Genomic DNA, 14,198 nt, shown 5'->3' on the forward strand with positions numbered 1-14,198 from the left:
GTAAGCGTCGCTGGTTTCGTGCGATGGGTAACGTTGAGTCGGTCGGCTCCTTGTGCCTGGCTGGAGCGGCGTTGCGCGACTCGCGTCTGATCGATTCTGTCATTGACGTCTTCTTGCCGTCTGTGCGCCGGTGCGTCGCTGGACCTGTGAAAACTGTTTCAAACCAGGCAGTTTCAGGCGGCTGGAGCGTTGTCGATGCTCGCTTCGTCCGGTGGTGGATCACGGTCGGGCTCGAGCGAGACGGGCTGACTCGCTCGCAGAAGAGTGGATGTTGACACCACTTAAGAGTGTACTTAATACTGTAGCCAAGCGCGGGTATCGGCACAGCGGCCGAAGATCCCGGCGGGAAGGCGAAACCTTGTGACCAGTCAGGCAATTCTCGAATGGGGTTGTTACGTTCCGGCGCGTCGTCTCGACGGCGGGTCGGTGGCGGCGGTACTCGGTCGTCCGGGCCCGAAGGCAATCCGTTCGGTGTCCGCATACGACGAGGACACCATCACGATGGGTGTCGAGGCGGCGAGGGCCGCACTGGCACGCTCCGCAGATATCGACGTAGCGCGCCTCTTCTTCTCCACATCCATGCCTCCGTATCTGGTGAAAAGCTGTGCGGGGACCGTGCACGCGGCATTGGGCCTTCCGCGGACCTGTAGTGCGATCGATGCCGCCGGCGCCACCCGATCAGGAATATCGGCCCTGATCACCGCCCTGGATTCCCACCGCATGACCCTGCTGGTGGCGTCCGATATGCGGGTAGAGCCGGTCGGATCACCGCGCGAACTTTCAGGTGGCGACGCCTCTGTCGCGATGGTCGTCGGTCCGGCGGAAAGCGATCGTGCCAGGGCGGAGGTTCTCGCCGCCGCCAGCCACACCGTTGAGGTGCTCGACCGGTGGCAATTACCGTTCGAGCGTTTCGGCGTGTGTGCCGACGAGCGGTCCACCGAAGCGTTGCTCGCGTCGGCGGCGATCGGCGCGGCCGAAGAAGTTGCCGATCGAGCTGGATTCGAATTCGCCGACATCACTCGGGTGGTAGTGGCGGCCGAGCATTCGCGGGTAGCCGCACTGGTTTCGCGGGCACTCGGCGTCGGCGTTGTCGCCGGGGTGCCGGGTTTGGGTGCGGCCGGCGCTGCCCACGCGCAGCTGTTGCTGGTCGATGCGTTGGAAAACGTCGCGGCTGGTGACGTGGTCCTGTTGCTGGCAGTGTCCGACGGCGCGGACGCGCTGCTCGTACGTAAGGGGTCGTTGCCCGACAGTGCACCCACGTTGCGCCAATTGGTCTCGGACACCGAAGAAGTCGGATATCCGGAGTATCTGCGCTGGCGCAATCTCATCGAACAGGACCGCGGAAGGCGACCCGCGCTCCCGGCTCCCGCGCCGGCCCCCACATCCCGTTCCACCGGTTGGAAGTACGCGCTGCACGCGGGGCGGTGCGGTGAGTGCGATACGCCCGCCCTTCCGGCTACGGTCGTCTGCCGGGCGTGTGGTGCCACCGGTGCGATGGCTACCTATCCGATCGCCGATGAGCCGGCTGTCGTCGTGAGCGCCACGACCGACTGGCTGGCATGGACGCCGGTACCTCCGCTGAAGACCGCTGTCGTGCGGTTCCGCTCCGGCGGCGAATTGCGCTGCGAGTTGGCCGATGTCGCGGACGGCGAGGTGGCGCCGGGCACGCCGGTCCGGATGACGTTTCGGGTGCTGCGGACTACAGAAGGCGTGCACAACTACTTCTGGAAGGCCGCTCCTCTTCGCGCGGCCACGGGCACGATTCGAAACGCCACCGGCCTCGATGCCGTGTCGGCCGGAGCTCAGGGAGAGAACCGATGACGGGCGTACGCGACAAAACCGCGATCGTCGGAATGGGCTGCACCGCATTCGGTGACCACTACAACCGCAGCGTCGAGGATCTGATCGTCGAGGCGGCCCGAGGCGCACTGGAATCCGCGGGCATGTCGGTCGACGATGTGGATGCATTCTGGGTCGGGACTACGCGCGCCGGCAACAGCGGGATGCTGTTGTCCAAGGCGCTCAAATTGCGGTACAAGCCGGTTACACGCGTCGAGAACTATTGCGCCACAGGCTCGGAAGCCCTGCGTGCGGCATGTTACGCGGTAGCCAGCGGTGCCTGCCGGGTTGCGATGGCGGTCGGTGTCGAAAAGCTGAAGGATTCGCCGTATTCCGGACTGGTTCCCAGCGGAGTGTTCGACGACGGCACCGCGATGGACACCACCGCACCGGCGCTGTTCAGCGCCCTGGTTCCGGCGTATCAGGAAAAGTTCGGCATAGACGACGAAACCATGCGCGAAACCATGACCCATATCGCGTGGAAGAACCATCGCAACGGTTCGTCCAATCCACGTGCGCAGTTCAAGAAGGCTGTTGCGCCGGAGGTTATCTCGTCTTCCGCGGTCGTAGCGGGGAAATTGCGGATATTCGACTGCTCGGGAATGTCCGACGGCGCGGCAGCAGCGATCGTGGTTTCAGCCGACTATGCCGAAGAGATCTCCAGCGATCCGATCTATGTCAAGGCGCTGTCTCTGGCGGCCGGCCCCGGCGGCGGCAGCACCCAGCCCGATGTCGATCTGACGAGTTTCCCCGAAGTTCGGGCATCGGCCGAAATGGCTTACCAGGAGGCCGGTATCACCGATCCGGCGAAGCAACTCGCACTGGCCGAGGTACATGACTGTTTTACGCCGACCGAGCTGGTTCTGATGGAGGATCTCGGCTTCTCTACGCCCGGAAAAGGCTGGCGTGATGTCCTCGACGGTCGTTTCGATGCCGATGGTGAATTGCCGGTCAATCCCGACGGCGGCCTCAAAGCGTTCGGCCATCCGGTGGGTGCGTCCGGGCTCCGCATGGTGTACGAGGCATGGCTGCAGTTGCGAAATGCAGCGGGGGAGCGGCAATTGCCGGGCATCGGGCGCGGCACCTCCCGCACTCTGGCGTTGACTCATAACCTCGGTGGCCCGCCAGGCGATTGCGTGTCTTTCATTGCCGTTGTCGGATCGGAGCGATCGGAATGACCGCCGACGGAACTCTCGTCCTGCCGGATACGACGGTGGTGGACAAGGAACTTCGTACGGCCGCCGCGGCCGGCGAAGCGGGTGCGCTGCGCGACGCGGTGCGCAACTGGGCCGAACACTGTGTGCCCGAGCAGTGGCTTTCGGCGGCTCTGGCCAACGACCTCGATCGTCTGCATCGGGTCCGAAGCCCGCAGGATTACCGAGCTTGGTATCCGGTGTTGGGGCGATCGGGCCTCGTCGTTGCCGCGTGGCCGGAGCGGTTCGGGGGACTGGGCCTGTCTCCGGAGTTGGTCCATGTGGTGCAGGCCGAATTGAGACGGTATCGGCTGACCACGTTGAACATCATCGGCATTGCCCTGGCGGCGCCGACCCTACTCGAATTCGGTACCGACGAACAGTGCGAGAGGCTGCTTCCGGCGATCGCAACGAATGCCGAGACCTGGTGTCAGTTGTTCAGCGAGCCGGGCGCCGGGTCCGATCTCGCGGGCCTGGCGACTCGTGCCACGCAGTCGGGCGAGCGCTGGACCGTCAACGGGCAGAAGGTGTGGAGCAGTTTCGCCAGTGATGCCGCGCGTGGCATTCTGCTGGCCCGAACCGATCCCTCCGTACCCAAACATCAGGGCATCACCGCCTTTGCCCTGGACCTGCGCCAACCCGGCGTCACTGTGCGTCCGCTTCGCAAGATCAGCGGTGATGCCGAATTCAGTGAGGTGTTCTTCGAACAGGCGATAGTTTCGGACGCCGATCGAATCGGCCACATCGGGCAGGGCTGGGAGGTTGCTCGTCGCGTTCTGAAGCATGAGCGGGCGATGCTTTCCGGCGCTGGTTCCGGGCTGCGTGAGCGCACCAGCGGGTCGTCGATCGACCGGCTGGTGGGCCTCGCCTGCGCGGGACCGGCGGGGCGACGGGTGATCGACGACCCGGTGCAGGCCGACATCGTCGCACGACTCTACGTCGAGAATCTCGCCGTGCGGACGACCAATGCGCGCAATCGCGAATCCGGCGGGCGCGCAATCGATCCCGCACTCATGAAAGTGATGTCTTCCGAGCACAACCAGCGCCTCCAGATGGGCACGGTCGACGTGTTCGGAGCACGAGCCCTGGCTCACGCCGAGGACGACGAGGAGGCCGGCCGGCTGGTTTTCGGCTTCCTGAGAAGCAGGGGCGACACCATCGGTGGAGGCACCTCCGAAGTGCATCGCAACTATGTGGCCGAGCGAACCCTGGGCATGCCCAAGGATCCGTTCAGCGACAAGTCGATCCCGTGGCGTGAGATCAAGCGCGGCCCATAGCGGCGGACGCCGAATGCTCTCGTCGACTCACAGCGAAAGGCTGAAAGGCAGACACATGGAAACCAGTTCCGCTCCGGACCGCGAGCTCTGGGACCCGGCGGTGCAGACTGTGCCGGAGGAGCAGCTGCGCAAACGCGCGCTCGAAGGTATTGCCCAGGAATGGGATCGGGTGTGGGACGACCAGCTGGCGTTCTACCGCGCCCGGTACGAGGAAGCCGGCCTGAGCAAGGGCGATGTCCCGGACCTGGCGGATATCCCGCGTACCACCAAGGACCATCTGCGGGCAGACGAAGCTGGTAATGCTCCATGGGGCACTCATCGCAGCGTGACTGTCGAGCGCGCCCTACGAGTCGGAATGTCCACGGGCACAACGGGAAGTCCTTTTGTCACCTTCTTCACCGCGCACGATCTGACCGAGATGCTCGCTATCCGGGTCCCGTATCTGTGGCGGGTCGGCATGCGACCGCACGGGCGGTTCGCACACAGTTGGCCGATGGGTCTGTACCCGTCGGCTGTACTCGGCGGTCGTGATTACGCCGAGTTGTCGATCATGGAGATTCCGACTGGGCCGCCCGTGTCGGACCAGGTGGCTGCCGACCACATCAAGGTCTGGCAACGGCTGCGGCCGACGGGCTATATGCTCACGGGTTCCCAACTGCAGACCTATGACCGCGTGGCGCGGGAGATAGGCGTCGACCTCTCGGACTTGTTCGAGGGATGCACGCTACTGCTGAGTGAAGCCGTGTGCCAGTTCGAAGGGCCGCGACAGCGGATCGAGGAAGCCTACGGCGTCCGACTGCACAACCTGAGCGGTGCTTCCGAACTGCCCGGCTTCACCAGCAGCGACTGCCGGTTCCATACGGGCTTGCACGCCTCCCCGAACCATCACTTGATTCAGGTGTGTGACCCGGAGACGGGGCGTGAGGTGGCGCCCGGCGAGCGGGGACACCTGGTGGTTTCGGCCTTCGGCATGGACGCCTTCGCGCTGCGCTATGACCTGGAGGATTTCGTCAGCGTCAGTGACGAGCCGTGCCCCTGCGGTGAGACCGGTCCTCGGTACACGTTCTGGGGTCGCGGGGCCGACGCGGCGACTGTCGCCGGGAAACGGATCCTGCCGATCGACGTGCATCTGGCACTGGACGAGCTCGGTTCGCCGGAGTTCCGGATGGTCCCTGGCGAGAGCGATGTGCTGAAGGTGCGGGTGGAAGCCGACAGTGGCGAGAGCTCGATACGCGAACTCCTCGAGTCCGCTTGCGGTGTTCGTGCCGACGTTGCTCTCGAGCCGGTGGGCAGCTTCCCGCGATCGTCTTTCAAGCCTCGAAGGATCGATGCGTGATGGCGGACGATAACGAACTGACCGGACCATGGTCCACGGTGACCGTGGAAGTCGATGGGCCCGTAGCCGTGGTCAGCCTCAACCGGCCCGATCGGTTGAACGCATTGTCGCCCACGATGCAACGGGAGCTGGATCGGATCTGGCAAGCGATCGACGCCGATGCGGCGATACGGGTGGCGGTCGTGACCGGAACCGGCGACCGGGCGTTCTGCTCTGGTGCCGACGTGTCCACCGTCGCCGACGTCTCACGCAACCGCACCAGCGATTACGACGCCGAGAACCGCTTCACCCCGTTGCAGGTCGGGATGCGCAAACCCAGCATCGCGGCTGTGAACGGCACCTGCGCCGGAGCTGGACTGCATTTCGTCAGCGATTGCGATTTTGCGATCGCGGCCGACTCGGCGACGTTCGTGGACCCCCATGTCAACGTCGGTCAGGTGTCGGCGCTCGAGCCGATCGGGCTCGCGCGGCACATGCCGCTGGCGGCGGTCATGCGGATGGTGCTCTTGGGTCGGCACGAAAGAATCAGTGCGCGTAAAGCTTTGGAACTCGGCATGATCACCGAGGTCGTGGAGGGCGGCGGGGTCAAGGATCGCGCGATCGAGTTGGCGCATCTGGTGGCGACCGGCAGCCCGGCCGCGATCGCGGTCAGTCGCCAGGCGGTCTACGAATCCCTGTCCCTGTCCTACCGCGAAGCGATGCGACGAGGGTTCGTGCTCTTGCGGGCACATGCCGATCATCATGGCGACGCGCAGGAAGGCCCGCGGGCCTTCATGGAGAAGCGCGAGCCCAACTGGGAATAGCACGGACGTGTGGCGCCGCCGCGCGCTATCCGAGTTCCATACGACAGCAGCCGACAGGTGAGAAGAAGATGCCGATTGCGAATTCACTGACATTGGGCGATGTTTCACGCGAACACCGCCGCAGCCGACCTGGGTTTCCCGCGGTCGTCGATGTCGATGTTCGCCTTACCTACCGTGAATTCGACATTCGCGTGAACCAACTCGTGTCTGCCTTGACCGAGCAAGGGCTGACACCGGGTGATGTGATCGTGTGGTTCGGGCAGAATTCGTTTCGCCTGCTCGAACTTCTTGTCGCGGCGGCGAAGGCCGGCTGGATCGTGGTTCCGGTCAACTGGCGGGAAAGTGCCACCAGGCTGACCGCTGTCGTGGAGCAGTGCGCGCCGCGGGTAGTGGTGTGGCAGGAGACCGAAATCGGCGCTCTCGCAAGTGAAGTCCGCTCCGCGACCGCACCGGATATCAGGTGGGTCTGCCATGATCGAGAGGGCGCCGATTCCTACGAGACCCTGCTGGCGTCCGGTACGGATGTCGACGACGGCGCGGTGCGCGACATGTCCGAGCACGTGCTCGCGATTTATACCGCGGGCAGTGACGACAATGGACCGGCCGCCGCGCTGATCGATCACCTGGCGATTTTGGTCGAAAATCTCACCATCGCCCGAATCAGTGAACTGTCCGATTCCACCGTGTTCTTGAACTCCGGACCGCTGTTTCACCTCGGGACGCTCGTCTCGACCTTGGCGACGTTCCACCTGGGTGGAAAGAACGTTTTCGTGCGGCGAGTCGACCCCGCCGAATTGTGTCGAGTGATCGACATGGAACGCTGCAACCGGGCCTTCCTGATGGCGCCGACCGTGGCCGAGATCCGCGAAATCGCCTCTCGTACAGCGGTAGATCTCTCCTGCCTCTGGCCGCGATCAGCGCAGGGGGAGTGGTCGACGATCACCCCCAGCTTGAACCCCACGACCCACCGCAGCGGCTCCTACGGCCAAACCGAGGTGATGGGACTGGCAACCTTCGGCGGATTGGGAGAGGTGGCGATATCCCCGTTCGGGCGTCCGCTTCCCACCGTCCAGATCGTCGTGTTGCGACCGGACGGCACGGAGGCCGATATCGGCGAGACCGGAGAGCTGGCCTTCCGCGGGCCGACCGTGAGTCGGCGTTTTCTGGGTCGGGACGAGCTGATCGAACGCCGCGAGTTCGACGGCTGGTTGATGTCGGGAGATCTCGGACTACGTGAGTCCGATGGATCCATCCGGTTCGTCGCGCCGAAGGGACGGCTGATCAAATCAGCATCCGAGAACATCCACCCCGCCGAGGTGGAACGTTGCCTGGCGGCGCATCCGGCGATCGCGGACGTGTGTGTCATCGGCGTTCCGGACCGGGATTGGGGCCAGTCGGTCAAGGCGCTGGTGGTGGTCGAGCCGGGCGAGACGGTCGATGCCGATGAGGTCATCGGCTTCTGCCGCCGGAATCTCGCCTCGTACAAGAAGCCTCGCTTCGTCCAGTTTGTCGACGCGATTCCGCGCACAGGGCCTGGACAGATCGATCGAGCGGCGGCCGACGCTCTCGGCGGCGGAGGAGGCTATCCGGGCGAAATCTCCGGCAGTGCGCGCCGGCTCGCGCCGGCGGGCCGGTCGGAATCCCGTGGCTGAGCAGGCAATACGTATTCGGATCGGCCGGAGTTCGTCCGAGCCGACCATGACAGGAGCGTGAACATGATTGGTTTCGAAGTACCGGAGACGATTCTTCCGGTGCGTCGCAAGGTAGCCGACTTCCTCGAGGAACACGTCTACCCGGTCGAAGGCTTGCTCACCTCGGGCGGCGAGGCGGCGCGAGAGGTCTTGCTCGAACTCGAGCAGAAGGCCAGGGCCGACGGGTTGTGGGCTTTGGGACATCCCGCCCATCTCGGCGGCGGCGGACTGTCGATGCGCGAGTACACCTATGTGAACGAGGTGATCGGTCGTTCGGAGCCCGCGACCCAGGTCTTCGGCACGACCACCTTGCAGACGGTGCTGATGCTGGACCCGGTGTGCACCGAGGAACAGCGCGAACAGTGGGTGTTGCCGTCGGTGGCGGGAGAGCTTCGGCTCGCCTTCGCGATGACCGAGCCAGGGATCAGCAGCTCGGATCCGACGCAGTTCACGACCACTGCCAGGCTCGACAACGGCGAATGGGTGATCTCCGGACGGAAATGGTTCATCAGCGCCGCGGATCGCTCCGCAGCGACGATCGTGATGTGCCGGACGGAGCCGGATGCGCCGGCGCATGAGGCATTCAGCATGATCATCGTGCCTCGCGACACCCCGGGTTTCCGAATCGTGCGGGACATCCACGTGATGGGGCTGCGCGGCGTCATGTCCGGCCATTTCGAGATCGAATTCGACGAAGTTCGCGTTCCTGCCACAAATCTGATCGGTGAGCGCGGAGCCGGATTCACGTTGGCGCAGCGCAGGCTCGGGCCGGGGCGCATTTTCCATTGCATGCGGTGGCTCGGCGCTGCCCAACGTGCCTTCGACTACCTCTGCCAGCGAGCCAACGACCGCACGCTGAAGGACAAACCGCTGGCCGAGCGCCAATTGATCCAGAAGTTCGTCTTCGATTCGTACCAGGAGATCAGCGCTTCGCGACTCCAGGTCTTGGACGCCGCGGCGAAGGTGGATGCGGGCCAGCAGGCGAGGGTGGAGCTCAGCTCCGTCAAGGTCGGTTGTGCCGCAACAGTTTCCAACGTCTTGGATCGCGCCATGCAGGTGTGGGGTGCGGAGGGCATGTCGGATCTGCTGCCGCTCGAAGCGATGTACCGTGAAGCCCGTTTCGGACGGATCGTGGACGGGCCGGACGAGACCCACGTCGAGCGAGTCGCCCGCACGATTCTGCGCGCCTACCGCGACGGTGAAGGGTGGGATTTCGGTGAGCGCTGAACAATCCAAGTCAGAGGACACGCAGCTCGGCGGCGATGAGGTGGCCGGGCTCCGTGACGTGCTGGCCGACCACCCCAACGGGCCGATCGACCTTGTGTCGGTACGACCCATCTCCACAGGCGCATCGAACAAGATGTTCCGCATCGAGACCGACGCCGGTCCGATGGTTTTGAGAATGCCTCCGCAACAACGCATTTCGTCCCGGGCCAATGACATGAGCCGGGAATGGCGGTTGTTGTGTGCCCTGGAGCGGACCGATATCCCGCACGCGCGCCCGATTCTGCAGGGTGATGAGAATTCGCCGCTGGGTTCGCCGTTCCTGCTGATGGAATACGTCCAGGGTTTCAACCTTCGATGGGACACTCCCCGGCCACCGGCGGAGGTTCGTGACCTGGCGTTTGCCACTGTAGGGGTCTTGGCCGACATTTCGGCGGTGCCGTGGGACGGCATCGGGTTGAGCGACTTCGGTAAGCCGGACGGTTTCCTCGAACGCCAGGTGGATCGATGGACCGGGCAGTTGGACAGCTACCGGGTTCGCCACCTGGAAGGTCTGGAGGAGCTGACCGGATGGCTGGCAGACAACCGGCCGTCTGGCAATCGCGTCGGTCTCATGCACGGGGATTTCACTTTCATGAACGTGATGGCCTCCGAAGACCGCACTGTCGCCGCAGTCGTCGACTGGGAGCAGGCGACTATCGGAGATCCGATGATGGACCTGGGCTGGTGGATCGGACTGTGGGCGGAAGCCGACGAGCAGCCCGCCGCAGTGGCTCCCGGTGGGCATTGGGTGACGCAACTGCCCGGCATGCCCACTCGTGCCGAAATCGTCGCCCGCTATGGCGAACTCACCGGCTGTGACGTGTCAGCCGTCGACTACTACCAAGCCTTGGCGTTGTTCAAATTGGCGGTGGTGCTCGAAGGGCATTACGCCAGGTGGTCGTCGGGTAAATCTCGCAACCCACATCACGGCGACTTCGAGTGGCTCGTCCCGCAGCTGGTCGGCACAGCTCTCGACGCGGCACACGGCAAGCGTTGAGCGCGCAGCGGAGGAGAGCAGATGGACTTCAGTGAGCGGTTGCGCCGAGTCGTCCGGCTCGATCCGGCGGCGACGGCGATTCACGCCGATGAGAAGTGGGATACCTGGGCTGACATCACCGCGATGGGAGACAGTCTCGACAAGGTCCTGAAGGACCTGCCGGACGACGCGGCGATCGGATTGCTGGCAGCGAACGATGCTGCGGTCATTGAAGCGCTCTTGGCCCTGTTCATGGCCGGGCGGGCCGTCGTGACGTTTGATCCCATGCAACCGGCGACGGTCCTGGCGGAGGAGATCGCCGAGTTGCGGCCGGTCGCGGTCATCGGTGTCTCCGCACATATCGCCGGGCTCGCCGAAGGACCGGACCTCGCCGCCGCCGGTGTGCGGGTTCTGACTGCGGTGCGAGGCCCGGGCGCGCATATCGACACGTCCCGCGACGCGGAGCCGGGCGCGAATTGTTGTGTATTGCCGACCGGTACCGCGATCAGTCTCAAGACCAGTGGGACGACGGGGCCGCCCAAGCGCATCGAACTCGGGTACTCGAATCTGTCGGCCTCGCTCGACGCGGTCACACGGCACCACGGCGGTGGCGCATCCTCGGACGAGGTGGCACTGCGGCCAGGCGTCACGATCCAAACTTTGGCACTGGCGCACACCAGTGCGCTGCAATCAGTGCTGACCGCGGTCTGCGGCGGCCGGCGGCTCGCGCTGTTACCACGGTTCGAGCCCATGGCATGGGGACGTGCCGTGCGAGACCACGGTGTGGTGACCACCGGACTTCCTCCGGCCGCGATTCAAATGGTGCTCGACGCCGAGGTGCCCAAGGAGTGGCTGTCTTCGCTGAAGGCCGTGCGCGCCGGTTCGGCTCCGTTGAGCACGGGTACCGCACTTGCGTTCGAGGACCGATACGGAGTTCCGGTGCTTCAAGCCTACGGCGCCACGGAATTTCAAGGTTTGGCCAGCTGGACCCTGCGTGATCATCGAACTCTGCGCAATGCCAAGGCCGGGGCAGTCGGTCGGATCCATCCGGGTGTCGAAGTCCGGGTCGTGAGTGAGAAGGACGACTCGATTCTTCCGGTGGGCGAGGCCGGTGTTCTCGAGGTGCGCACCGCCCAGGCGGCAAAGGGACGTGTGGGTGAGTGGATTCGAACGAGCGATCTCGCCCGCACCGACGAGGACGGCTTCCTCTGGATTCTCGGCCGCGTGGACGGTGCGATCAACCGCGGCGGGTTCAAGATCGACCGCGCGGAGGTTGTGGAGACCTTGCTCGACCACCCGGCGGTAACCGACGCCGCGGTCGTGCCGGCTCCGGACGTTCGTCTCGGCCAGGTGCCGGTCGCGGTGGTCGAGTCCGGTCCGGCTACTGCGACGCGGCCGACCGAGAGCGAGTTGCGGGATTGGGTTCGCAACCGGCTCGAAGCGTACAAGGTGCCGGTGCAGATCGCGGTCGTCGACCGGATCCCGCTGGGTCCCGCCATGAAACCGGATCGACAGGCGATTCTGCGCCTGCTGGGCCGAAACGACCATCAACCCACATAAAAGAGTATACTCAATCTGGCTGCGTTCTGCGACCTGCTCATATAGGCGTTTCGATCGTCTTCGCGGCGAGGTTCGAAGGAGTTGTCCCATGCCGAAGTTCGCCTTCACAGACGAGCAACAGCTGCTCGGTGAAACTGTGCGCGACCTGCTCGACACGGTTGCCCCGATCGAGGAAGTGCGCTGTCTCGACGGCGACGCGACCGGCTACACGGCCGTGAACTGGCGCCGTATCGCGGTCGACCTCGGGCTCGCGGGCCTGTTGGTGCCGGAGTCCTCCGGAGGCGTCGGCGGCACATTGACCGATGCAGCTGTGGTGCTCGAGGAGATGGGTGCGGCGCTGTACAACGGACCGTTCCTGGCTTCTTCTGTGCTGGCGCCATTGGTGCTCGGCTGCGCGGATCAGGACGTGGACGATCTCTTGGCCTCGGTTGCCGAGGGAGCGGTGTTCGCGACGACCTCACTCCACGACGGCCCACTCGTCGATGACTGGTCGGTCGGAGTCACCGCCGACCTCACCGGCGAGGGCTGGCGGCTGTGCGGTGAGGCTACCGGGGTATTACACGGCTGGGCCGCGACTCGGCTGCTCGTGGTGGCTCGTGCGGCCGGCGGGCTCGGCGTGTGGGCCATCGAGACCGATCATCCTGGCCACAGTGCTACGCCGCTCGCCACCTTGGACTTGACTCGCGCACAAAGTAGTCATGTTCTGCGAGAGGTTCCCGGGCGCATGGTGGTCGCACCGGATCCCGAGGCATCGGCGCTGCGACGGGCTGCGCTTCTGGCTGCGGTGGCGGTGACCGCCGAGCAGGTCGGTGGAGCGCGCAGATTGCTCGATCGGTCCGTCCGGCATGTGGTCGACCGCTACCAGTTCGGTCGCTCGCTGGGATCGTTCCAAGCGATCAAGCATCGCTGCGTCGATATGGCTGCTCTGGTGGAAGGGTCGACCTCGTTGTCGCGCAATGCGTTCGCGGCGGTCGCGACGGAGGGCGCGGCGCTAGCCGGAGCGGTCGACCCGGCCGAAGACGTGCACATCGCGGGACCGGCTGCAGCCTCCTACTGCTCCGAGTCGTATCTGCAGTGCGCCGGCTGGGCGTTGCAACTACACGGTGGCACCGGAATGGCGTGGGAACACGACTCGCACCTCTATTTGCGCCGCGCGAAAGTGCTCGATCGGCTGTTCGGGACACCGGTGGACCATCGTCGGATGCTGATCAGTGCCTTCGATCTTGCCTCATAGCCCAGCAAATAATACTTCTCGACAGGAGCAAGCCCGTGCGGGCAGCACGTTGCGAAAAATACGGCACTCCCGACGTGGTCTCGGTTCAGACCGTTCCCGAGCCGGTGGCCGGCCCGGGTCACGTACTGGTCGACGTTGCCGCGGCCGCGGTCAATTATCCGGACGTCCTGTTCATCGCAGACAAGTACCAAGTCTCGATGCCCTTGCCCTACATACCTGGCGGGGAGTTCGCGGGCACCGTTCGTGCGATCGGTTCGGGCGTATCTGGTCTCCGAGTCGGTGACCGAGTGATGGGATCGGCGAAATCGGGCGGCGCGTTCGCCGAGCGCATCGCAGTGCCTGCCGACGTGCTGACGCCGGTCCCCGCTGGGTTGGCGATGGTCGAGGCCGCCGCGTTCCCCGTGGTGTATACCACTGCATACCACGCTCTGGTCACCGTCGGCCGTGTGCAGCGCGGAGACTGGGTGGTCGTTCTCGGCGCCGCAGGTGGTGTCGGGACCGCGACAGTGGACATCGCCACCCGGCTGGGCGCGCGAGTGATTGCCTGCGCTTCTTCGTCGCAGCGTCTCCAGGTGGCGAAGTCGATGGGCGCGGCCGAGGGAATTGCCTACGGTAGTGAGGATCTGAAGGATCGGATCAAACAGATCACCGGTGGTGGGGCGACACTGGTGATCGATCCGGTGGGTGGCGGATATTCCGAACAAGCGCTGCGAGCGCTGGCGCCGGGGGGTGTATTCGTCACTGTCGGATTCGCCGCCGGTGAGATACCGCGGATTCCGCTGAATTTGGTGCTGCTCAAGGACATTACGATCAGGGGGCTCGAATTGAGAACGCTGCCTGCGCGGCATCCGGAGGCGGTAGCAGCTGCGGGGGTGGCGCTGGCAGAGCTGGTCGGTAAGGGGATGAAACCACACGTGTCGCGTGTGTACCCCCTCGAACGCGTGGTGGAAGCGCTGGAACGGGTTGCCGGCCAGGAATCGACCGGAAAGGTTGTCGTGGCTATCGATCCGGCTGTCTGACGGG

General features: G+C 64.8%; 11 protein-coding genes. All 11 read left to right on the plus strand.

Annotated elements, in window-relative coordinates; translation table 11 throughout:
* Window positions 1–360 precede the first annotated feature (360 nt).
* The 11 genes from ACFYOW_RS42315 to ACFYOW_RS42365 all read left to right on the plus strand — a co-directional run bounded on the left by ACFYOW_RS42315 (window position 361) and on the right by ACFYOW_RS42365 (window position 14,194).
* Window positions 361–1,821 carry a hypothetical protein gene (locus ACFYOW_RS42315; protein WP_387296504.1) on the plus strand — a complete coding sequence of 487 codons (1,461 nt, stop codon included), beginning with the start codon at window positions 361–363 and terminating at the stop codon, window positions 1,819–1,821.
* Window positions 1,818–3,017, plus strand: a complete 1,200-nt coding sequence (locus tag ACFYOW_RS42320; RefSeq protein ID WP_387296506.1) for an acetyl-CoA acetyltransferase — start codon at window positions 1,818–1,820, stop codon at window positions 3,015–3,017. The genes ACFYOW_RS42315 and ACFYOW_RS42320 overlap by 4 nt, the downstream gene beginning before the upstream one ends.
* A complete protein-coding gene (locus ACFYOW_RS42325; protein ID WP_387296508.1) occupies window positions 3,014–4,309 on the plus strand; it encodes an acyl-CoA dehydrogenase family protein in 1,296 nt (431 codons plus the stop codon). Before ACFYOW_RS42320 ends, ACFYOW_RS42325 begins: the two co-directional genes overlap by 4 nt.
* A gap of 55 nt (window positions 4,310–4,364) precedes the next feature.
* Window positions 4,365–5,645 carry a phenylacetate--CoA ligase family protein gene (locus tag ACFYOW_RS42330; protein WP_387296510.1) on the plus strand — a complete coding sequence of 427 codons (1,281 nt, stop codon included), beginning with the start codon at window positions 4,365–4,367 and terminating at the stop codon, window positions 5,643–5,645.
* Complete coding sequence (locus tag ACFYOW_RS42335; RefSeq protein WP_387296512.1) at window positions 5,645–6,448, plus strand: enoyl-CoA hydratase/isomerase family protein; 804 nt, start codon at window positions 5,645–5,647, stop codon at window positions 6,446–6,448. Before ACFYOW_RS42330 ends, ACFYOW_RS42335 begins: the two co-directional genes overlap by 1 nt.
* 68 nt (window positions 6,449–6,516) lie before the next feature.
* Window positions 6,517–8,100, plus strand: a complete 1,584-nt coding sequence (locus tag ACFYOW_RS42340) for an AMP-binding protein (RefSeq protein WP_387296514.1) — start codon at window positions 6,517–6,519, stop codon at window positions 8,098–8,100.
* A 63-nt stretch (window positions 8,101–8,163) separates the two neighbouring features.
* Entirely contained in the window at window positions 8,164–9,366 is a 1,203-nt protein-coding gene (locus ACFYOW_RS42345; RefSeq protein WP_387296516.1) for an acyl-CoA dehydrogenase family protein, read from the plus strand.
* Window positions 9,356–10,402, plus strand: coding sequence for a phosphotransferase family protein (locus ACFYOW_RS42350; RefSeq protein ID WP_387296518.1), 1,047 nt, complete (start codon window positions 9,356–9,358; stop codon window positions 10,400–10,402). The genes ACFYOW_RS42345 and ACFYOW_RS42350 overlap by 11 nt, the downstream gene beginning before the upstream one ends.
* Window positions 10,403–10,423: 21 nt before the next feature.
* Window positions 10,424–11,941: a class I adenylate-forming enzyme family protein gene (locus ACFYOW_RS42355; RefSeq protein WP_387296520.1), complete on the plus strand. Its 1,518-nt coding sequence runs from the start codon at window positions 10,424–10,426 to the stop codon at window positions 11,939–11,941.
* An 88-nt stretch (window positions 11,942–12,029) separates the two neighbouring features.
* Entirely contained in the window at window positions 12,030–13,175 is a 1,146-nt protein-coding gene (locus ACFYOW_RS42360) for an acyl-CoA dehydrogenase family protein (RefSeq protein ID WP_387296522.1), read from the plus strand.
* Window positions 13,176–13,210: 35 nt separating this feature from the next.
* Window positions 13,211–14,194 carry an NADPH:quinone oxidoreductase family protein gene (locus ACFYOW_RS42365; protein WP_387296524.1) on the plus strand — a complete coding sequence of 328 codons (984 nt, stop codon included), beginning with the start codon at window positions 13,211–13,213 and terminating at the stop codon, window positions 14,192–14,194.
* Window positions 14,195–14,198 lie beyond the last annotated feature (4 nt).

The organism is Nocardia sp. NPDC006982, assembly GCF_042869435.1.
In the GTDB taxonomy this organism is placed as follows: Bacteria; Actinomycetota; Actinomycetes; order Mycobacteriales; family Mycobacteriaceae; genus Nocardia.